Origin of the sequence: Sphingomonas pruni NBRC 15498 (genome assembly GCF_001598455.1) — a bacterium.
GTDB lineage: Bacteria > Pseudomonadota > Alphaproteobacteria > Sphingomonadales > Sphingomonadaceae > Sphingomonas > Sphingomonas pruni.
Map to the genome: position 1 here is coordinate 95,927 of NZ_BCYZ01000002.1, position 19,349 is coordinate 115,275.

21 protein-coding genes are annotated in these 19,349 nt (G+C 64.4%); 10 read left to right on the top strand and 11 right to left on the bottom strand.

Going from position 1 to position 19,349, the window contains the following annotated elements; translation table 11 throughout:
- Positions 1–51 precede the first annotated feature (51 nt).
- Complete coding sequence (locus SPR01S_RS00685; RefSeq protein ID WP_066583468.1) at positions 52–957, top strand: diacylglycerol/lipid kinase family protein; 906 nt, start codon at positions 52–54, stop codon at positions 955–957.
- Positions 958–960: 3 nt separating this feature from the next.
- On the opposite strand, the gene SPR01S_RS00690 is transcribed toward SPR01S_RS00685, so the two are convergent.
- From SPR01S_RS00690 to secG, 3 genes are all read right to left on the bottom strand, one after another.
- Positions 961–2,511 carry a flavin-containing monooxygenase gene (locus SPR01S_RS00690; protein WP_066583470.1) on the bottom strand — a complete coding sequence of 517 codons (1,551 nt, stop codon included), beginning with the start codon at positions 2,509–2,511 and terminating at the stop codon, positions 961–963.
- A gap of 99 nt (positions 2,512–2,610) precedes the next feature.
- Positions 2,611–4,245 carry a CTP synthase gene (pyrG, locus tag SPR01S_RS00695; protein WP_066583472.1) on the bottom strand — a complete coding sequence of 545 codons (1,635 nt, stop codon included), beginning with the start codon at positions 4,243–4,245 and terminating at the stop codon, positions 2,611–2,613.
- Positions 4,246–4,343: 98 nt separating this feature from the next.
- Positions 4,344–4,778 carry a preprotein translocase subunit SecG gene (gene secG / locus SPR01S_RS00700; protein ID WP_066583475.1) on the bottom strand — a complete coding sequence of 145 codons (435 nt, stop codon included), beginning with the start codon at positions 4,776–4,778 and terminating at the stop codon, positions 4,344–4,346.
- Between the two features lie 248 nt (positions 4,779–5,026).
- On the opposite strand from secG, the gene SPR01S_RS00705 reads away from it, so the two are divergent.
- The 8 genes from SPR01S_RS00705 to eda all read left to right on the top strand — a co-directional run bounded on the left by SPR01S_RS00705 (position 5,027) and on the right by eda (position 12,569).
- The gene (locus tag SPR01S_RS00705; protein WP_066583478.1) at positions 5,027–5,347 is read left to right on the top strand and encodes a MarR family transcriptional regulator; all 321 of its coding nucleotides are present in this window, start codon (positions 5,027–5,029) and stop codon (positions 5,345–5,347) included.
- Between the two features lie 142 nt (positions 5,348–5,489).
- Positions 5,490–5,657 carry a hypothetical protein gene (locus tag SPR01S_RS00710; RefSeq protein ID WP_245661815.1) on the top strand — a complete coding sequence of 56 codons (168 nt, stop codon included), beginning with the start codon at positions 5,490–5,492 and terminating at the stop codon, positions 5,655–5,657.
- Positions 5,654–6,583, top strand: a complete 930-nt coding sequence (gene argC / locus SPR01S_RS00715) for an N-acetyl-gamma-glutamyl-phosphate reductase (RefSeq protein WP_066583481.1) — start codon at positions 5,654–5,656, stop codon at positions 6,581–6,583. Before SPR01S_RS00710 ends, argC begins: the two co-directional genes overlap by 4 nt.
- Positions 6,584–6,664: 81 nt before the next feature.
- Positions 6,665–8,134 (top strand): glucose-6-phosphate dehydrogenase, encoded by a 1,470-nt coding sequence (gene zwf, locus SPR01S_RS00720; RefSeq protein ID WP_066583485.1) that lies wholly within the window; start codon positions 6,665–6,667, stop codon positions 8,132–8,134.
- A gap of 56 nt (positions 8,135–8,190) precedes the next feature.
- Positions 8,191–8,904, top strand: coding sequence for a 6-phosphogluconolactonase (pgl, locus tag SPR01S_RS00725; protein ID WP_066583486.1), 714 nt, complete (start codon positions 8,191–8,193; stop codon positions 8,902–8,904).
- Between the two features lie 143 nt (positions 8,905–9,047).
- Positions 9,048–10,859 carry a phosphogluconate dehydratase gene (gene edd, locus SPR01S_RS00730; protein ID WP_066583488.1) on the top strand — a complete coding sequence of 604 codons (1,812 nt, stop codon included), beginning with the start codon at positions 9,048–9,050 and terminating at the stop codon, positions 10,857–10,859.
- A gap of 118 nt (positions 10,860–10,977) precedes the next feature.
- A complete protein-coding gene (gene glk / locus SPR01S_RS00735; protein ID WP_066583491.1) occupies positions 10,978–11,946 on the top strand; it encodes a glucokinase in 969 nt (322 codons plus the stop codon).
- The gene (eda, locus tag SPR01S_RS00740) at positions 11,943–12,569 is read left to right on the top strand and encodes a bifunctional 4-hydroxy-2-oxoglutarate aldolase/2-dehydro-3-deoxy-phosphogluconate aldolase (RefSeq protein ID WP_066583493.1); all 627 of its coding nucleotides are present in this window, start codon (positions 11,943–11,945) and stop codon (positions 12,567–12,569) included. Before glk ends, eda begins: the two co-directional genes overlap by 4 nt.
- A gap of 141 nt (positions 12,570–12,710) precedes the next feature.
- On the opposite strand, the gene mltG is transcribed toward eda, so the two are convergent.
- The 8 genes from mltG to fabD form a co-directional block, all read right to left on the bottom strand.
- Entirely contained in the window at positions 12,711–13,700 is a 990-nt protein-coding gene (gene mltG / locus SPR01S_RS00745; protein WP_066583495.1) for an endolytic transglycosylase MltG, read from the bottom strand.
- 7 nt (positions 13,701–13,707) lie between these two features.
- The gene (gene fabF / locus SPR01S_RS00750; RefSeq protein ID WP_066583496.1) at positions 13,708–14,967 is read right to left on the bottom strand and encodes a beta-ketoacyl-ACP synthase II; all 1,260 of its coding nucleotides are present in this window, start codon (positions 14,965–14,967) and stop codon (positions 13,708–13,710) included.
- A gap of 118 nt (positions 14,968–15,085) precedes the next feature.
- On the bottom strand, positions 15,086–15,322 hold the full coding sequence (locus tag SPR01S_RS00755; RefSeq protein ID WP_066583498.1) for an acyl carrier protein: 237 nt from the start codon (positions 15,320–15,322) through the stop codon (positions 15,086–15,088).
- 89 nt (positions 15,323–15,411) lie between these two features.
- Positions 15,412–15,981: a hypothetical protein gene (locus SPR01S_RS00760; RefSeq protein WP_066583501.1), complete on the bottom strand. Its 570-nt coding sequence runs from the start codon at positions 15,979–15,981 to the stop codon at positions 15,412–15,414.
- 33 nt (positions 15,982–16,014) lie between these two features.
- The gene (locus tag SPR01S_RS00765) at positions 16,015–16,530 is read right to left on the bottom strand and encodes a hypothetical protein (protein WP_066583503.1); all 516 of its coding nucleotides are present in this window, start codon (positions 16,528–16,530) and stop codon (positions 16,015–16,017) included.
- Positions 16,527–17,267, bottom strand: a complete 741-nt coding sequence (gene fabG, locus SPR01S_RS00770; protein WP_066583505.1) for a 3-oxoacyl-[acyl-carrier-protein] reductase — start codon at positions 17,265–17,267, stop codon at positions 16,527–16,529. The genes SPR01S_RS00765 and fabG overlap by 4 nt, the downstream gene beginning before the upstream one ends.
- Before the next feature lie 16 nt (positions 17,268–17,283).
- Positions 17,284–17,697, bottom strand: coding sequence for a GxxExxY protein (locus SPR01S_RS00775; RefSeq protein ID WP_066583507.1), 414 nt, complete (start codon positions 17,695–17,697; stop codon positions 17,284–17,286).
- A gap of 36 nt (positions 17,698–17,733) precedes the next feature.
- Positions 17,734–18,669 carry an ACP S-malonyltransferase gene (gene fabD / locus SPR01S_RS00780; protein ID WP_066583732.1) on the bottom strand — a complete coding sequence of 312 codons (936 nt, stop codon included), beginning with the start codon at positions 18,667–18,669 and terminating at the stop codon, positions 17,734–17,736.
- Positions 18,670–18,853: 184 nt separating this feature from the next.
- Here fabD and SPR01S_RS00785 point away from each other — a divergent pair, with 184 nt between their 5' ends.
- Complete coding sequence (locus tag SPR01S_RS00785; protein ID WP_066583733.1) at positions 18,854–19,225, top strand: RcnB family protein; 372 nt, start codon at positions 18,854–18,856, stop codon at positions 19,223–19,225.
- Positions 19,226–19,349: the final 124 nt, after the last annotated feature.

Consider the following 19,349-nt stretch of genomic DNA (forward strand, 5'->3'; position numbering starts at 1 on the left):
CGGGCGCCTTTTTCGTTTCGGCGATTCCGATCGCGCTGGTAGCTGTCGGCGATGAAGACGCTGCACGTGATCGTGAACAAGAATGGCGGGACTGCCGCCAAGATGGGCGATGCCCTGATCGGAGAGCTGGAAAAATCGTTCGCCGAGGCGGGAGCGACCGCCCAGGTCGCAGCGCTCGACGGCAAGCAAATCCCCGACTCAATCGAGGTGGCAGCGGCATCGGGACGGGTGACCGTCGCCGGCGGTGACGGCACGGCCGCCGGCGCCGCGCAGATCCTAGCAGGCAGTGATACCGAACTCGGCCTGCTGCCGCTCGGCACGCTCAACCATCTGGCGCGCGATCTCGGCATCCCAGCCGATCTGGGCGAGGCCGCCAGGGTCGCGGTGAACGGCCAGGCTGTCGCGATCGACGTCGGCGAGGTCAACGGACAGGTCTTCGTCAACAACGCGTCGATCGGGCTTTACCCATTGATGGTGCGCAAACGCGAAGGTCTGCGCCGCGCGAAGGGCTGGCCCAAATGGCTGTCGACGGTGCCGGCGGCATTCGCAGTGCTCGAACGGTTACCGCATCACCGCTTGCGGCTAGACTGGGGAAAGGGCGAACGCGCCATCGTCACCCCGCTGCTGTTCGTCGGCAACAACGTCTATTCGCTCGACCGCGGCGAAGTCGGCAAACGCGCCACCCTGACTGACGGCAAATTGTCGGTCTATGCGGTCGCGCGTCGGCGGCGTGCGGCGCTGATCTGGTTTGCCATGCGCGCGCTGGTCGGACGCGCCGAACGCTCGCTCGATTTCGAGACGCTCGGCGAATGCGAGACGCTGACCGTCACATCGAGCGGCGGATCGATCGAAATCGCGCTCGACGGAGAGCTCCGGCGCATGGACTCCCCGCTCGAATTCCGCATCCGTGCGGGCGCCTTGACCGTGATCACGCCCGGCAAGGCGCCACAACCATAAGGGTCAAGCCGCCTCCGCCGCCGGCGCCTTCGTCTCGGACGAGCGATCCTTGCGCCCCGAATAGACGAATTCGGCGCCATCGAGGTCGATCCGCGGAATCTCTTCCTTCTCCCGCCAGTAATCCTGGTTGTGCGCCCATTCGGGCTTGTCGCCGCGCCGGGGCAATTCATCGAGGCCGCGCATCAGATAGCCCGGATTGAAATTGTCACGGTCGATCCAGGGTAGCAGTTTCATACCTTCGTCTTCCGGACGCAGCGCAACCTCCACCCGGTGCGCACCCTTGCGCTCCATATGCTTGAGCAGCCGGCAGACGAAATCACCGAGCATGTCGACCCGCAACGTCCAACTCGCGCGGAAATACCCCATTACCCACGCCATGTTGGGGACACCGGTGAACATCATCCCGCGATAGTTGACCGTCTGGGCCCAATCGACCGCGCGCCTGTCGACGAAGAACGGAATGTCGCCCATCACCGATAAACGGAAACCGGTCGCGGCGACGATGATGTCGGCTTCGATGACCTTGCCCGACTTGGTCCGGACGCCGCCTTCGACGAACCGGTCGATCTCGTCGGTGACGACATCGACCTTGCCCGCCTTGACCGCCTGGAAGATGTCGCCGTCGGGACAGAAAGCGAGCCGTTGCTGCCAGACCCGGTAATGCGGGGTGAAATCGGGTTCGAACTGGAAGTCCTCGCCGGCATAAGTGCGAATCAGCGCCTTGAGCTCCTCGAACACCGCTTCGGGCTCGGCCTGGCTGCGCTTGGTCAGCTGGTCCTGATCGAACATGATCTGTGCGCGCACCACGCGATGGATGGTCGGCTCGTCGATGCCGATCTGGCGCAGCCGATCGGCCAGCTCGTTGCGATTGGGGCTACAGAAGAAATAGGTCGGCGAGCGCTGCAGCATCGTGACGTGCGCCGCCTTTTCGGCGAAAGCCGGAATGACCGTAGCGGCGGTCGCGCCCGAGCCGATCACCAGGATCCGCTTGCCCGCATAATCGGTCGCCGGGTCCCACAATTGGGCATGAATGAACTGCCCCTTATAATCGTCCAGCCCAGGCCAGGCGGGGACATAGGGGCGCTCGTGGTCGTAATAGCCCTGGCACATCCACAGGAATTCACAGGTCACGCGCACCGTGTCGCCGTCCGAGGCGCGAACCGCTTCCACCGTCCAACGATTGTCTGCGCTCGACCAGCTGCAGGCGGTGATGCGGTGGCCGTACCGGATATGCGGACCGATACCGTTTTCCTCGATCACCTCGCCGACATAACGCAGGATCTCCTCGCCGCTCGCGACGGGAGCGCCGACCCACGGCTTGAAGCGATAGCCGAACGTGTAGAGGTCGGAATCCGATCGTACGCCGGGATATTTGTGCGTTTCCCAAGTGCCCCCGAACGTGTCCTTCATCTCCAGGATCAGGTAGCTCTTGTCGGGGCATTGGTGCTGCAGATGCCAGGCCGACCCGATCCCCGAAATACCCGCGCCGACGATCAGGACATCGACATGCTCCGCCGGCGCCACGCCGACCTCGGCCGCGATCGCATTTGCCATGGTGCCTCTCCTTCAGCGCACGATATTGCCGGCGCAGAATGGAGCAGTCCAGCGTCGCCAACCTTGACGCCGGTCAACTTTTCAACAGCGGGGAGTTACTCAGACCAGCCGGCTCTGCCGAACCGCCGCGGCGATGAAGCTCGCGAACAACGGATGCGGGTCGAACGGCTTGGATTTCAGTTCCGGGTGGAACTGCACGCCGACGAACCATGGGTGATCGGGGCGCTCGACGATTTCGGGGAGCATGCCGTCGGGCGACATGCCGCTGAACACCAGCCCGCCCTTTTCGAGCGATTCGCGATAGCCGGTATTGACCTCGTAGCGATGACGGTGGCGTTCGCTGATCTCGGTGGCGCCATAGATTGACGAGACAACGCTATTCCCGTCGAGCTTCGCCGGATACGCGCCCAGGCGCATCGTGCCGCCAAGGTCGCCGCCCGCCTCGCGCTTCTGCACGCCTTCGGCCGACATCCATTCGGTGATGATGCCGACGATCGGCTCGTCGGTCGGCCCGAATTCGGTCGACGAGGCCTTTTCGATTCCGGCCAGGTTACGCGCGCCCTCGACACAGGCCATCTGCATCCCGAAACAGATACCGAAATAGGGCACGTTGCGTTCGCGCGCGAACTTGACCGAGGCGATCTTACCTTCCGCGCCGCGCTCGCCGAACGCACCAGGCACCAGGATTGCGTGGCACGGCTCCAGGCTGGCGGCGATGTCGCTATCGCCATGCTCGAACACTTCGGCATCGATCCAGCGGATGTTGACCTTCACCTTGTTGGCGATGCCGCCATGGACGAGCGCTTCGTTCAGCGACTTGTACGCATCCTGCAGGCCGACATATTTGCCGACCACGCCGACCGTCACTTCGCCTTCCGGGTTGGTCAGCCGGTCCATGATATCGGTCCAGCGCGCGAGGTTCGGTTCGCCCGCGGGCTCGATCCCGAACGCATTCAGGACCGCCTCGTCGAGCCCCTCTTCATGATATTGGACCGGCACGGCGTAGATGCTCTTGGCGTCGAGTGCCGGAATGACCGCTTCCTTGGGCACGTTGCAGAACAACGCGATCTTCGCGCGCTCGCTCGCCGGCAGCGGCTGCTCGCAGCGGCACACCAACACGTCGGGCTGCACGCCCAACGCAGCCAGCTCGCGCACCGAATGCTGGGTTGGCTTGGTCTTAAGCTCACCAGCTGCGGCGATATAGGGCACCAACGTGACGTGGATGCTGACCGAATTGCCCCGCCCCAGATCGTTACGGAGCTGGCGGATCGCTTCGATGAATGGCAAGGACTCGATATCGCCGACAGTGCCGCCGATCTCGCACAGCACGAAGTCGAGATCGTCGGTTTCGGCCAAGGCGAATGCCTTGATTGCGTCGGTGACGTGCGGGATGACCTGGACCGTGGCGCCGAGATAATCGCCGCGGCGTTCGCGCTGGATGATCTGCTGATAGATGCGGCCCGAGGTGACGTTGTCCGACTGCCGGGCCGCGACGCCAGTGAAGCGTTCGTAATGGCCGAGGTCGAGGTCGGTTTCGGCCCCGTCGTCGGTCACATAGACCTCGCCGTGCTGATACGGGCTCATCGTGCCCGGATCGACGTTGAGATAGGGATCGAACTTGCGGATGCGGACGCGATAACCGCGTGCCTGGAGGAGGGCAGCCAGGGAAGCCGCCATCAAACCTTTGCCGAGCGAGGAGACCACGCCGCCGGTAATGAAAATAAACCGCGCCATGGGAATCACCGCCTAGCTTGGAATGGGGGCGTGCCGCAAGCACGCGACTCCGCCCGCGCGAACAAAAAGTCCGCGCGGGCGATCAGAACGAAGTGGATTTAGCGGACGGGGACCGCGCCGTTGCTGGCCGGAGCTACCTTGTTTTCGCCGGGCGCCAGCGCACCCGGGAAAGTCAGATTGCCACCCGCACCGGCCGCCGCATTTGCCGCAGCGCCGCCAAAGGCGCCGCCCGCCGGCTGCGGAGCGCTGCCCGCCGGCGCGTTGATGGGCGCCGCGCGGTTGAGCGACGTGTCGATCGTGGTCGCGTGGCGGGTCGCCGCCATCACTGCCAGAAGGATGGTCAGCGAGACGAAGACCGTGGCCAGGATCGCGGTCGACCGCGTCAGGAAATCGGCCGCGCCGCGCGCCGACATCAATCCCGCCGGGCTACCGCCACCGGTCAGGCCGCCGCCTTCCGAACGCTGCATCAGGATAATGGTGACGAGCGCAGCGCCGACGAGCAACTGAACGACAAGGACGAAGGTAAAGAGCATCGAACGACTGTGACCCGCGAAACTGGAGAAAGCGGGCACATAGGCGACCGCATCCTCACGATCAACCGCTCATCGGCCGGACGACACGTGGCGTTTCCATGACATTTCGTGTCCGCACTGAAACCCAATCGCCCCGGCGCACGTTGTTACGCCTGCGATAGCGACCGCCTCTTAAGCCGTGTGGACAATCAGTGAGCACCGACATGAACATTGCCAGCACTTTCGACAGCTCCCCGCTAACGCGATGGATGAACACGCTGGTCGACTATGTGCGATCCGGCGAGCCAGACCTGACCAACCGCCAGATGGCCTTGCTGCTCGTCGTCTACCTCAGCCCGGGCCCGCACACGGTACGCGGGCTGGCCCGCGCGTTGAACGTTTCCAAGCCGGTCGTGACACGCGCCTTGAATAGGTTGGGGGCGCTCGGCTATCTGCGCCGCCAGCGCGACGATACCGACAAGCGCAACATCTTCATCGCGCGCACCACCGAGGGGGCAGGTTTTCTTGAAGAATTCGGACAATTTGTGGGAGAAAGCGACCCGCCCCGCGCCCGCAGAGCCACCGCGTAGAACATTTGCGCTGACCGGTCCGTCGGTACCCATCGATCCGCGCCACAATGCGATTCGTCGGGATCTCGCCGACGTCCGGCTCGCGGAATACGTATTCGCGCCGCATTACGCCGCGCCCCTGCCCTGTGTAGTAACCCGCGCCGTGACCTTGCACGCCGAATCATCTCCCAAGTCCGAACCGCTCGCCGAGCTCGCCGCCGGTGAGAGCTTCGAAGTGCTGGAAGTATTGCGCGACGTCGCCTGGGGCGTTTCGCCCGAACGCCGCCTCGCCGGCTATGTCGACCGCACGGCGCTGGATCTCGGAGCATGAACGTCAACGTCTTCATCGATGGAGCCGCCGGTACCACCGGGCTCGAAATCCGCGAGCGGCTGAGCGGGCGGAGCGATGTGACGCTGGTCACGCTGGACGACGCGGTGCGCAAGAATTCGACGGCGCGCAAGCAAGCGCTGAACGATGCCGATTTCGTCATCCTGTGCCTGCCCGACGACGCCGCGCGCGAAGCCGTGGAGATGATCACCTCTGAAAAGACGCGGGTGATCGACGCCTCCACCGCGCATCGCGTCGCCGAGGGCTGGGCCTATGGTTTCGCCGAGCTCGAGCCGGCCCAGCAGGCGGCGATCGCCGAGGCGCGCTTCGTCAGCAATCCCGGTTGCTACCCGACCGGATTTCTGGCGTTGGTCCGGCCGCTGGTCCGCGCCGGCCTGATACCGCACGATTGGCCGCTCAGCATCAACGCGATTTCCGGCTATTCGGGCGGCGGCAAATCGATGATCGCCGAATTCGAAGAGGGAAAGGCGAAAACCCGCGCTCGCCTCTACGCTCTGGGCCTCGCGCACAAGCATGTCGCCGAAATGCAGAAGCATGCCCGCATCGCGCATCCCCCGATCTTCGCGCCGGCGGTAGCCGACACCTATCGCGGCATGATCGTCGAGGTCCCGGTACCCCTCCATGCGCTGCCCCGCAAACCGTCGTTGGCACAGCTCGAAGCGACCTTGGCAGAGGCGTATAAGGACAGTCCGCTGATCCGGATCGGCGCCGCCGACGCGCAATTCGTGACGATCGAGGACGATGCCGGCAGCGATCGCCTGACCGTTCGCGTCTGCGGCAATGCCGAGACTGGACAGGCGCGGTTGATCGCGACGCTCGACAATCTCGGCAAGGGCGCGGCGGGGGCCGCGGTACAGAATCTCAACATTATGGCCGGGTTCGATCCGGTCGCGGGCCTGACATTATGAGCGCCTGCCCCTAAATTCCCGCCGTCTCCACATACCCCCTGCGAGTTGCGCAGGACCAACGGTCTAAACGAGGAAAACCAGATGCCCGGAACGCGCCAGCCGCTCGACAAATTGCTGCTGTTCGGCGCGACCGGGGATCTGTCGCAGCGCATGCTGCTGCCGTCGCTCTATGGCCTCGACGAAGACGGGTTGCTGCCGGCCGGCATGACGATCACCGGCACGGCGCGTACCGTGTTCGAGGATGGCGCCTTCCGCAAATTCGCCAAGGAAGCGCTCGAAAAGTATCTGCCGGACGATCGCAAGGACAAGGACAAGATCAACTCCTTCCTCAAGCGATTGAACTATCAGGCGCTCGACGCGACCGAAGCCGATCATTTCAAGGATCTGTCCGACGAGCTGGGCGACACGTCAAAAGGCCTGGCGATCTTCCTGTCGACCGCGCCGAGCCTGTTCGAGCCGACGATCAAAGGGCTCCACGGCGCCGGCCTTGCGCATGGCAACGTCCGCATCGGACTCGAAAAGCCGCTCGGTTACGACCTCGCCTCGAGCCGGGAGATCAACGACGCGGTCGCCGCGGTCTTTCCCGAGGATCGGATTTTCCGGATCGACCATTATCTCGGCAAGGAAACCGTCCAGAACATCCTGGCGCTGCGCTTCGGCAATTCGTTCTTCGAGCCGGTTTGGAACGCACAAGGGATCGACAACGTCCAGATTACCGTCGCCGAGACCGTCGGGCTCGAGGAGCGCGCCGGCTATTATGACGGCGCGGGCGCGCTCCGCGATATGGTTACCAACCATATCCTCCAGCTCGTCGCATTGATCGCGATGGAGCCCCCTGCCCGCTACGACAAGGATTCGATCCGCGACGAAAAGGCCAAGGTGTTCCGCAGCCTGCATGTCATGACGCCCGAGGAAGTCCCGCAGAACACGGTGACCGGCCAGTACGGTCCGGGCGCGGTCGGCGGGGAAATCGTCAAGGGCTATCTCGACGAGCTCGGCAAACCGTCGACCACCGAGACGTTCGTCGCGATCAAGACGCGGATCGACAATTGGCGTTGGCAGGGCGTGCCGTTCTATCTCCGCACCGGCAAGCGCATGGCGGTCCGCCGCAGCGAGATCGCGATCCAGTTCAAGCCCGTGCCGCACTCGATGTTCGCCGGCCGCGGAGGGCTGCTACAGCCCAACAAGCTGATCATTCGCCTGCAGCCGGAAGAATATATCCAGATGCTTGTCATGGCCAAGGAGCCGGGGCTCGACCGCGAAGGCATCCATCTGCGCGAGGTGCCGCTCAACCTCAGCCTCGACGCCGAATTTGCCGGCGCGCGCCGCCGCATCGCTTATGAGCGGCTGCTGCTCGACCTGATCGAAGGCGACCAGACCTTGTTCGTCCGCCGTGACGAGGTCGAAGCGCAATGGACCTGGACCGATGCGATCCGCGCCGGCTGGACCGCCAACGACATGAAGCCCAAGAGCTACGCCTCGGGCAGCTGGGGCCCGTCGACCTCGATCGCGCTGACCGAGCGCGATGGCGTGACTTGGCAGGACGATTGAGTTTCTAATTACCCTCCCGCAAGCGGCGGAGGGCTAGCGCAAAAAAAGAGAGCGACATGGCAGCGAACGAAGAAATCGAATGGTGGGAATATGACGATACCGACGAGATGGCGGACGCCGTCGCCGGCGATATTGCCTTCATCATCGAAAGCGCGATCGAAGCGCGCGGCGGCGCGGTCATCGCGCTGGCCGGCGGCAAGACGCCGGTGCCCATCTATGCCAAGCTCGCCAAGGCCAAGCTTGAATGGAAGCGCGTGACGATCATCCCCGGCGACGAGCGTATCGTTCCGCTGGGCGATCCGCTGTCCAACGTGACGATGATCGCCAAGACGTTCCTGCCGCTCGGCGCGCGCGTCATGCCGATCGTCCCGCAGGCGACCGACGACTATAAGGCCGCGGGCCGTTCGGCCGATGCGCTGATGCAGGACCTGCACTGGCCACTCGACCTCTGCCTGCTCGGCATCGGTGCCGACGGCCACACGGCATCCATTTTCCCGGGCCCGGATTTCGACGAAGCCCTGAACGGCCCCAAGGAACGTCGGATGCTAGGCGTCATGCCCGATCCGCTGCCCCCGGAAGCGCCAGTCGCGCGCGTGACGCTCAGCCGCGCGGCGATCGTCTCGTCCGCGGCCGTGATCATCGCGATCACCGGTGCCGACAAGAAGAAGGTGCTGGAAGACGCAATCAGCCAAGGACCGAGCTCGTCCTATCCGATCGGACGCGTGCTCGCTGACACGGAATTGCCGGTCGACATCCATTGGGCACCCTGAGCCTAGGACGAGTAACGCACCCCCAGCGCATACGAATTTACACCCTTGCGCGAGGTGCGCGGGGTTGCTCGAACGTCGGGCAGGTCTAGGACGGAGGCGAGAAGGAGCCGGCTCGGCCGGCTACCGGCAAACGGACACCGCTCATGAACCCGGCAATTTCCGCCGTCACGGCTCGCATCATCGAACGCTCGCGTCCGACCCGCCGGGCCTATCTCGATCTGATCGAACGTGAGCGCGACCGCGGGTCCCGTTCGCGCGCGACGCTCGGCTGCGCGAACCTCGCGCACGGCTATGCCGGGACCGAGGAAGATCGCGACGCCATGAAGACCAATGCCGCGATGAACATCGGCATCGTCACATCGTATAACGACATGCTGTCGGCGCATGCGGTCTATTATCGCTATCCTGAGCAGATGAAGGTCTGGGCGCGCGAAGTCGGCGCGACCGCGCAGGTCGCCGGCGGTGTGCCGGCGATGTGCGACGGCGTGACGCAGGGTTATCCAGGGATGGAATTGTCGCTGTTCAGCCGCGACACGATCGCGCTGTCGACCGCGATCGCGCTGACCCACGGGCTGTTCGAGGGCGCCGCTCTGCTCGGCATTTGCGACAAGATCGTGCCCGGCTTGCTGATGGGTTCACTGCGTTTCGGCCATTTGCCGACGATTTTGATCCCCGGCGGACCGATGCGCACCGGCATTCCCAACAAGGCCAAGGCGGCGGTGCGCGAGCAATTCGCCGAAGGAAAGGTCGGCCGCGAGGAACTGCTCGAAGCGGAGATCGGCGCCTATCATTCGAAAGGCACCTGCACCTTTTACGGCACCGCCAATACCAACCAGATGATGATGGAGGTGATGGGCCTCCACATGCCCGGCGCCGCTTTCGCCAATCCCGGCACCAAGTTACGCCAGGAATTGAGCCGCGCGGCGGTGCATCGTCTGGCCGAGATTGGCTGGGACGGCGACGATTATCGTCCGCTCGGCCATTGCCTCGATGAACGCGCGATCGTCAACGCGGCGGTCGGGCTGCTCGCGACGGGCGGATCGACCAACCATCTGATCCACTTGCCCGCGATCGCACGCGCGGCGGGAATCGTGATCGATTGGGAAGATTTCGATCAGTTGAGCCGCGCCGTTCCCCTGGTCGCGCGCGTCTATCCCAACGGATCGGCCGACGTGAACGGGTTCGAGGATGCCGGGGGTATGCCGTTCGTGATCCGCGAATTGCTCGGCGCCGGTTTGCTACACGGCGATATCCTGACCGTGGCAGGCGATTTTGCCGATTACGGCAAGCGCCCGGTAGTCGAAGGCGATGGCCTGCGCTGGGAAGATCCCGGCGCGAGCAGCGACGAGACGATCCTGCGCCCTGCCGCCAATCCCTTCTCCGCCGAGGGCGGCTTCCGGATCCTGACCGGCAATCTCGGCCGCGCCTGCATCAAGGTATCGGCGGTCGACGAGGATCGCTGGGTCGTCGAGGCGCCTGCCCGCGTGTTCCACGACCAGGCCGATGTGCAGGCGGCGTTCAAGGCCGGCGAACTCGACCGCGACGTCGTCGTCGTGATGCGCTTCCAGGGGCCGCGTGCGAACGGCATGCCCGAGTTGCACAAGCTGACGCCGCCTTTGGGCGTGCTCCAGAACAAAGGCTATCGCGTGGCGCTCGTCACCGACGGCCGCATGTCGGGCGCGTCAGGCAAGGTACCCGCGGCGATCCATTGCTCGCCCGAGGCCCTGGGCGGCGGTCCGCTCGGCCGCGTGCGCGATGGCGATGTCATTCGGCTCGACGCGGTGAACGGCACGCTCGACGCACTGGTCGACGCGGTCGAATGGGATGCGCGCGATCTGGCGGAATGCCCGCCGGCTGCCGAAGGTATGGGTCGCGAGTTGTTCGGGCTGTTCCGCGGCGCGGCTGACGAAGCGGAATTGGGTGCCTCGGCGATTTTCGCGGGCGCTGGGTTATGAATACTCGCCCTCTCCCCCATCGGGGAGAGGGTTGGGAGAGGGGCAGGATCGAGGCGGCAGTATTTGTGACGGCCCCTCTCCCCTGCCCTCTCCCCAATGGGGAGAGGGAGTTTAGGTAATGGAAGTCGTCGCAGTCGATATCGGGGGCACTCATGCCCGCTTCGCCATTGCCGAAGTCGCGGAGGGCAAGGTCGTCTCGCTCGGGCCGGAAGTGACGCAAAAGACCGCCGAGCACGCCTCGCTCCAGACAGCGTGGCAGGATTTCGGCCGCCAGCTCGGCCGCGATCTACCCAAGGCGGCGGCGATCGCGGTCGCATCGCCGGTCGGCGGCGACGTCATCAAGCTGACGAACAACCCCTGGATCATCCGCCCCGCGCTGATCCCCGAGCGGCTCGGCGCCGACACCTATGTCATCGTCAACGATTTCGGCGCGATCGCGCATGCAGTGGCGCAGCTTCCAGAGGAAGATTTCCAGCATATCTGCGGGCCCAAGCGGCCATTGGCGCGTGCCGGCGTGACCTCGATCTGCGGGCCGGGCACGGGTCTGGGCGTCGCGGGGGTACTGCACGCCGGCGGCACCTATCACGTCCTGTCGACTGAAGGCGGCCATGTCGATTTCGCGCCGCTCGATGGATTCGAGGACGCGATTCTCAAGCGGCTGCGCAAGACGTTCACTCGCGTCTCGGCAGAGCGAATCTGCGCCGGACCGGCGATCGTCGCGATCTACGAGACGCTGGCCGAGATCGAGGGCAAGGCGATCCGTCATCTCGACGACAAGACGATCTGGACGATGGCGTTCGAAGGATCGGACAGCCTGGCGATCGCCGCGCTCGACCGCTTCGTGCTCGCGCTCGGCGCGTTCGCCGGCGACCTCGCGCTGATGCAGGGCGCGAAGGATGTCGTCATCGCCGGGGGGCTGGGGCTTAAGCTCAAGGAGCATTTCGCGCGCTCCGGATTTTCCGAACGCTTCACCGCCAAAGGCCGTTTCCAGCAGATGATGGCCGGCACGCCGGTCAAGCTGATCACCCATCCCCAGCCCGGCCTCTACGGCGCCGCGGCCGCCTTTGCCCAGGAGCATGCCAAATGAGCGACGCCGCCAACCCTTTCGCCAACCCTATCGAACGCATCATGCTCGCGGCGCCGGTCATCCCGGTGATCGTGATCGAGGACCTGGCGACGGCGCGGCCGCTGGCCGAAGCCTTGGTCAAAGGCGGACTGCCCGCGCTCGAAGTGACGATGCGCACGCCCGTAGCGCTCGATGCAATCCGCGAGATGAAGAAGGTCCCGGGCGCGATCGTCGGCGCGGGTACCGTGATCAACGCGCAGCAGTTCGCACAGGCGGTGGACGCGGGGGCCGAGTTCATCGTGTCGCCCGGCCTGACCGAGCGCCTGGCCGAGCCGATCATCGCCAGCGGCGTCCCCTATCTGCCCGGCATCGCCAATTCGGCAGATCTGATGCGCGGGCTCGACCTCGGGCTGACGCATTTCAAGTTCTTCCCGGCTGAGGCCAATGGCGGGCTGAAGGCCCTCAAGAGCCTGGCGGCACCGTTCTATCAGTGCAAATTCTGCCCGACCGGCGGGATTACCGAGGCGAATGCGAGCGAATGGCTGGCGTTCGAGCCAGTGCTGTGCGTTGGGGGAAGCTGGGTGTGTTCCGGCACCCCCGAAGAGGTCGAGACGAAGGCGCGAGCGGCGGCGGCGTTGCGCTGAAATCCCTCTCCCCTTGGGAGAGGGAGGGAGCCGCGAAGCGGCGGAAGGGTGAGGGCAGCTCGGGTTAGTTGGCGCAAGCTGCCCTCACCCTTCCCACGCCTTCGGCGCGGGCCCCTTCCCTCTCCCGATGGGAGAGGGAATTTACATCTCCCCGCGCGCTCTCCGGATCGCGTACCATTTCTGCACGTTAGCGTTATGCTGTTCGAGCGTATCGGCGAACACGTGCCCGCCGGTTCCGTCGGCGACAAAATACAGCGCCTGCGAATCCGCCGGGTTGAGCACTGCATCGATCGAAGCCCGGCCAGGATTGGCGATCGGGCCCTTGGGCAAGCCGGTCATCGCATAGGTGTTGTAGCCGTTATTGGCCTCGAGCTCAGACCGCAGGATGCGGCGGCCAAGCGGTTTGCCCTTCGTAACCGGATAAATCACCGTCGGATCAGCCTGCAGCGGCATGCCGCGCTTCAACCGGTTCGAGTACACCGCCGCCACCATTCGCCGTTCCGACGGCTTGCCGGTTTCCTTCTCGACGATCGAGGCGAGAATCAGCGCCTCGCGCGGCGTTTTGGCGACGGTCGTCGGCGAGCGCTTCGCCCAGGCCTGGTCGAGATAGGCCGACATCGCGCGCTGCATCCGCCCGACGATCACCGCGCGGCTGTCACCGCGTTCGAAACTATAGCTGTCGGGCATCAACGAGCCCTCGGCTGGTACGTCGATCTTCCCGGTCAGCTCGGACATCGCCATCAGCCGCTCTTGCGCCATGATCGACGGCCAGCCCTCCGGAATGGTGATGAAGCGCTGGAGCGTCTTGCCGCCTTGCAACAGCTTCAGGATGTCGGACTGGCTGAGATGCGCGGGGATGCGATACTCGCCCGCCTTGATCCCGGCGCCACCGCCCAAGACCTTGGCGAGCAGGGTGAAGCGGCTGGCGGAAGAGATCGCACCGGCCTGCTCCAACTGCTCGGCAGCCTTGTTGAGGCTGGTGCCGGGCGCGATCGAGACGGTGACGTTCTTTTCCAGCGGGCCGCGGCCGCCCCAGCTATGGACCAGCCAGACGCCGCCCAGGACGAGTAGCAAGGCGGCAACAAGACCAAGGCATCCGAACCGGCTGCCGCCACGCTTCTTCCTGGCCATGACCGGATCAGATCGCCTTCATCACCAGGCTGGCATTGGTGCCGCCGAAACCGAACGAGTTGTTGAGCACCGCCTTGACCTGGCGTTCCTTGGCGACGTGCGGGACGAGGTCGACGCCGGCGCAATTGTCGCTCGGATTGTCGAGGTTGAGCGTCGGCGGCACGATCTGATCGCGCAGCGCCAGGATGCAGAAGATCGATTCGACCGCGCCGGCACCGCCAAGCAGATGGCCGATCGCCGACTTGGTCGACGACATCGACAGGTTGGCGATGCTGTTACCGAACAGCCTACGCACCGCGTTGAGCTCGAGCTCGTCGCCAAGCGGGGTCGAAGTGCCGTGGGCATTGATATAGTCGATATCGCCCAACTCCAGGCCGGACTTGCGCATCGCCATTTCCATAGAGCGGAATGCGCCCGACCCTTCCGGATGCGGCGCGGTGACGTGATAGGCATCGCCCGACAGGCCATAGCCGATCACTTCGGCATAGATTTTGGCACCGCGCTTCTTGGCGTGCTCATATTCCTCGAGACACACGACACCGGCGCCTTCGCCCATGACGAAGCCGTCGCGATCCTTGTCGTATGGACGGCTGGCGCGCCACGGCTCGTCGCGGAAACCGGTCGACAAAGCGCGCGCCTGGCCGAAACCGGCGATGCCGATCGGGCAGATCGCGCCTTCCGAGCCGCCGGCGAGCATCACGTCCGCATCGTCCATCGCGATCATCCGCGCGGCGTCGCCGATCGAATGCGCGCCGGTCGAACACGCCGTGACGACGGCATGGTTGGGGCCCATCAGCCCGTATTTGATCTGCACCTGGCCGGTGATCAGGTTGATCAGGCGGCCATGGACGAAGTGCGGCGAAACGCGCTTGGGTCCCTTTGCGGCGAGCACCAGCGATTCGCTTTCGATGCCCGGCAGGCCGCCGATGCCCGATCCGATCGAGCAGCCGGCGCGAAAGCGCTCTTCTTCGCTCATTTCGGTCAGCCCGGCATCCTCGAGCGCCTGGCCGGCGGCATCGATGCCATAGACGATGAACGGATCGACCTGACGCTGGACCTTGTGGTCGACACGCTTGTCAGGATCGAAGCCATATTCGTGATCAGCCGGCTTCACTTCGCAGGCATAATTGCTGTGAAAGTCGGTTGCATCGAACTTGGTGATCGTCCCCGCACCCGATTTGGCCGCGATGATGTTCTTCCAGGCCGTTTCGACGTCCGCCCCCAAGGGGGTTACCAGGCCCAGGCCGGTCACGACTACGCGCCGCATGGTCTTCTCCAATCCAAGTCTCTTACAGCGAAACGGCCCCCCGGCCCTGGGTAACCCTGGGACGGGGAGCCGCTCGTTACTCTATACGCCCGCGACCGTCAGCCACGGAAAAGAGGGCTCAGCCCTGATGTGCGTCGATATAGGTGATCGCGTCGTTGACAGTCGTGATCTTCTCGGCGGCATCGTCCGGGATTTCGACCCCGAACTCTTCCTCGAACGCCATGACTAGCTCGACGATGTCGAGGCTGTCGGCACCGAGATCGTCGATGAAGCTAGCCTCAGGCGTCACCGAACCGGCTTCGACGCCCAGGTGCTCGACCACGATCTTCTTCACCCGGTCGGCAGTATCGCTCATTCGTCAGCTTCCCTCTATTGTTTCCGGAGTCCACCCCGGGGAGTTTCCTGAACGCACGTAGAACGCGAGGGGTGCCCGCGCAAGAGGCTCTACCGCTCGCCAAGGTCCAGCTCTCGCATTGGACGATCCTCGGCAAAGGCCGCCTCGGCTTCATCCCGCAGGATCCAACCGGCGAACACGTCTCCGGTCGTTCCGCTCATAACGCCATCGTCCTCAGTCCCATTCCCGTCGAAACGGAACCCGTTACTCTCCAGGAACGCCTTGAGCTTTTCGGCGGCCGGCGATTCACCCTTCGCCGTTGCGACACGCTCCTCAAACCCCAGCGACCGAAAATATCCGTACAGTTTGTCGTAGGAGATGGCGCGCGACCCTAACGACGAATATTTCCTTCTGGCGTCGAGGACCTGGACGTCCGTGATGACATGCATGACCGCGGCGTTGGTTCGGTTTTCCGACCATTTATGGTTGGCCGCACATTTCACCAGCGCGTCCCTTAAAGAGGTCTTCGCCAGATCCTTGTCGGCCTGGCTACTCGATTCGTCGTTGAGCGCGGACAGTTTCTCAGGCGCCAGGTCATATTCGACGGCCGGGCAGTTGATCTCTTTACCGGCCGCAATGGGCCCTGCGGCCTGAAACGCGAGTGCAAGTAAAATCAGCATTACCGCTCCATCTTAGCTGCCCCGTCCATCCGATCATAGGCCGGCAAACTCTGCCGGATAAAATTCGATCGCTGCAAGGGCCGAGTAGAACAACAGGAGGTGCCGTCGCATCCGCGCGTTGCTCGTTACCGCCGTTATGGCCGTCAGCGCGCCGGGAGACGCCTTTTCGATCAGGCTCTTGCGGTCCTGGATCGGCAAGGCGGCATAGGTTGCCGCGAGTTTCGCAGCGTCGAGGCCGTCGTTTCTCAGGGCGGCTTCGGCGCCCAATTTCGTCGCCCTGCCTTGGGTGTAGGAAACGGCAGCCTGGACGGCAGTAGGCGACCAATTTCCCGCTGTGCGGCAGGCGGCCCGCGCCGCGATCAACGCGTCGCGGTCGGCATCGAGCGCGCTTGCCGGATTGCCGCCCTTGTCGGCCGCGGCGACGACGCCGTCACCGATCCGCTGCATCGCGGCCGCGCCCAATTTCGCCTCGATACAGCCGATATCGCCCGGAGCCGCCCAAGCGGTGCCGGGAGCGAAGAGGGCGGCGGCGATCAGGATGGTCCTCACAGCATCGCCATCCCGCCATTAACGTGGAGCGTCTGGCCGGTGACATAGCCGGCTTCCTTCGATGCGAGATAGACGACGGCTGCGCCGATATCCTCGCCCGTGCCGAGATCGCCCGCCGGAATTCGGCCGAGCAACGCAGTCTTCTGTGCTTCGGGCAGGACGTCGGTCATCGCCGAGCGGATGAAGCCCGGTGCGACGCAGTTAACGGTAATGTTGCGGCTGGCCAGTTCCTGCGCCAGCGCTTTGGACATGCCGACCAGCCCGGCCTTGGACGCGGCGTAATTGGCCTGGCCGGGATTGCCGGTCGCGCCGACCACCGAGGTGATCGAGATGACGCGGCCATAACGCGCCTTCATCATCGGCCTGGCGGCGGCGCGGACGAGACGGAACGCGGCCTCAAGGTTGACCTTGATGACCTGTTCCCACTCTTCGTCCTTCATCCGCATGGCGAGGTTATCGCGCGTGACGCCGGCATTGTTGACCAGGATATCGAGCTTGCCGCCCAGCGCCTCGACCGCCTGTGGGACCAAGGCGTCGACCGCGGCGCCGTCCGACAGATCGCATTGCAGCGCGACATGATCGTCGCCGAGCGAAGCGCGAAACGCCTCCAGCTTGTCGGCATTCGATCCCGACACCGCGAGCCGAGCCCCCTGCCCGGCCAGAGCCCGCGCGATCGCCGACCCGATCCCGCCGGACGCTCCGGTGACCAATGCGGTCATGCCTGTGAGGTCGAACATTTTTTTCTCCAAGAATTTATTCGCGCAGAGGCGCGGAGGGCGCAGAGGGGTTGTAGTTGTTGACGAGGCGACGCACTCCCTCTTTCAGCGTCTCGCCACCAAAATTTATAAGCAGCCCAACGGGCTGCTTGGTCAATCGCAAATAGGTCAGAAGCTGCTTGGCGTGAACCGGTGCGAGCTTATCGACCGACTTGACCTCCACGATCAGTCGATCATCGACCAGTAGGTCTATTCGGAAGGCTGCGTCGAACCGCATGCCATCGAATTCGATATCGACTGGATGCTGGCGAACGACCCTATAACCTATTGCCAAGAGTTTCCCCGCCAGCACCGCTTCATAGACGCTTTCGAGAAGCCCAGGGCCGAGTTCACGGTGGATGCGGATCGCCAGATCGACAACGTCGCCGCTGATCCGATCGATATCCGTCATTCCGCCCTCTCTGCGCCCTCCGCGCCTCTGCGCGAACTAAAAAGACTTAGCCAACGCTTCGATGTCGTCCATCGAGATCACGCTCGACGCATCCACGTCCGGAACGATGCGTTTGACCATCGGGCTCAGCACCTTGCCGCCGAATTCGATGAAGCGCTCGACGCCGGTGTCGGCCATGTTGATCACCGATTCGCGCCAGCGCACCATGCCGGTCACCTGTTCGACCAGCAGCTTGCGGATCGTGTCGACGTCGCTGACGGGCTGCGCCGTCACGTTGGCGAACACCGGCACCAGCGGCGTGTCGATCCGCGCGTCGGCGAGCGCCTTGTCCATCGCCTCGGCGGCGGGCTGCATCAGCGGGCAGTGGAACGGCGCCGACACCGGCAAGGCAATCGCTCGCTTGGCGCCGAAGTCCTTGGCGATCTCGATCGCGCGGTCGATCGCTGCCTTGGCGCCCGAAATCACGACCTGGGACGGGTCGTTGTCGTTGGCGACGGTACAGACCTCCCCCTGCGCGGCGGCGGCAGCGATCTTCTCGGCGATCGACAGGTCGGCGCCAAGCAAGGCGGCCATCGCGCCCTCGCCTACAGGCACCGCCGCCTGCATCGCCTCCCCGCGGTGCCGCAACAGCAAGGCCGTGGTGGCAAGGTCGAGCGCCCCGGCGGCGCATAAAGCGGTATATTCGCCCAGGCTGTGCCCGGCGACGTAATCGGCCTTGTCGGCAAGCTTGAGCCCGCCTTCCTTTTCGAGCACGCGGAGCGTCGCGATGGCATTCGCCATGATCGCCGGCTGCGCATTGGCGGTCAGCGTCAGTTCGTCGGCGGGTCCTTCGAACATCAGCGCCGACAAATGCTGGCCCAGCGCCTCGTCGACTTCCTGGAAAACCTCGCGCGCGGCGGCACTGGCCTCGGCCAGCGCCTTACCCATGCCGACCGCCTGGCTGCCCTGGCCCGGAAATATGAAAGCGCGCATCATCCTCTCCCGATTGAGGCTGCGGCCCTAGAAATGCCGCGCTCGTTACGCAAGTTCGGTCAGTCTGCTCCGGTCCTGCGACACTATGATACACAATCCCATTCCTCTCGCGACATCTCGACGACACCCGCTTCCCAGATTGGTCCTCGACGCCGTTCACGACGTCGACCGAATGGAGGTTACAATGAAAAAATTGATCATCGCTGCGGCCGCCACATCGCTGCTGGCGAGCCCGTTTGCCATCGCTCCCGCATCCGCCGCGCCGCAGCGCCGCGAGGTCACCAAGGTGCACACCGGCCCCCATGGCCGCACCGTAGTGTCCAAGCGGGTCGTCACTCCCGCCCGTCCGCAATGGCGCAAGTGGAACAAGGGCCAGCGGTTCGACCACCGCTATGCGCAGAATTATCGCGTGGTGAACAATTGGCAGCAGTATCGCGGCCGCCGCCTTTATGCGCCGCCGCGCGGCTACCACTGGGTGCGGTCCGGCAATGATGCCGTGCTCGTCGCGGTCACTAGCGGCCTGATCGGCGCGGTCATCGCCGGCGCCTTCAACTAAGCGCTCGCGCAATTCCGGGCGGAACCTTGCTTTCCGCCCGGAAACCTGTATGGGAGCCGCCATCGGGGTGGAGGGACACGTTCTCTCCGCCCCGGTTGTTTTGAAGACGATAGCCGGAGGGGCG